Origin of the sequence: Ramlibacter sp. AN1133, assembly GCF_037890035.1 — a bacterium.
Classification (GTDB): Bacteria; Pseudomonadota; Gammaproteobacteria; order Burkholderiales; family Burkholderiaceae_C; genus Ramlibacter.
The window spans coordinates 1-1,058 of record NZ_JBBKTQ010000053.1; the positions used below are offsets into that span (position 1 = coordinate 1).

General features: G+C 69.3%; 1 protein-coding gene. It reads left to right on the forward strand.

The window, feature by feature from the left end:
- A partial coding sequence (locus WG923_RS30305; protein ID WP_340354769.1) for an NAD-dependent succinate-semialdehyde dehydrogenase occupies positions 1-1,058 on the forward strand: 1,058 nt, incomplete at both ends.

The following is a 1,058-nucleotide window of genomic DNA, read 5'->3' on the forward strand; positions in this document are numbered from 1 at the left end:
ATCATCGAGTGGTTCGCCGAAGAGGGCTTCCGCGTCTACGGGCGCATCGTGCCCTCGCGCTTCAAGCCGGAGCTGCGCCAGATGGTGCTCAAGGACCCGGTGGGCCCGGTGGCCGCCTTCACGCCCTGGAACTTCCCGATCAACCAGATCGTGCGCAAGGTCGGCGCGGCGCTGGCCGCCGGCTGCTCGATGATCGTCAAGGCGCCGGAGGAGACGCCCTCGTCCGCCGCCGCGCTGATCAAGGCCTTCGCCGATGCGGGCATCCCGCCCGGCGTGCTGGGCCTGGTGTACGGCAACCCGGCCGAGATCTCGGGCTACCTCATTCCGCACCCGGTGATCCGCAAGATCACCTTCACCGGCTCCACGCCGGTGGGCAAGCAGCTGGCCGGCCTGGCGGGCCAGCACATGAAGCGCGTGACGATGGAACTGGGCGGGCACGCGCCGGTGATCGTCTGCGAGGACGCCGACATCGCGCTGGCCGTGAAGTCCGCCGGCGGCGCCAAGTTCCGCAACGCGGGGCAGGTCTGCATCTCGCCCACCCGCTTCCTGGTGCACGAGAGCGTGAAGAACGAGTTCGCGCAGGCGATGGCCAAGTACGCGCAGGGCCTGAAGGTCGGCGACGGCCTGGCCGAAGGCACGCAGATGGGGCCGCTGGCCAATCCGCGCCGCCTGACGGCGATGGCGGAATTCCAGTCCGACGCCGAGAAGCACGGCGCGCAGGTGCTCACGGGCGGCAAGCGCATCGGCGACGCGGGCAACTTCTGGGAGCCGACCGTGCTGGTGGACGTGCCGCTGCAAGCCAAGCTGTTCAACGACGAGCCCTTCGGGCCGGTGGCCGGCATCCGCGGCTTCACCAGCCTCGACGAGGCGATCAAGGAAGCCAACCGCCTGTCGTACGGCCTGGCCGGTTATGCGTTCACGAAGTCGCTGAAGAACGCCGACCTGCTGTCGCGCCGGGTGGAAGTGGGCATGCTGTGGATCAACATGCCGGCCATGCCCAGCGCCGAGATGCCCTTCGGCGGCATCAAGGATTCGGGCTACGGCTCCGAGGGCGGGCC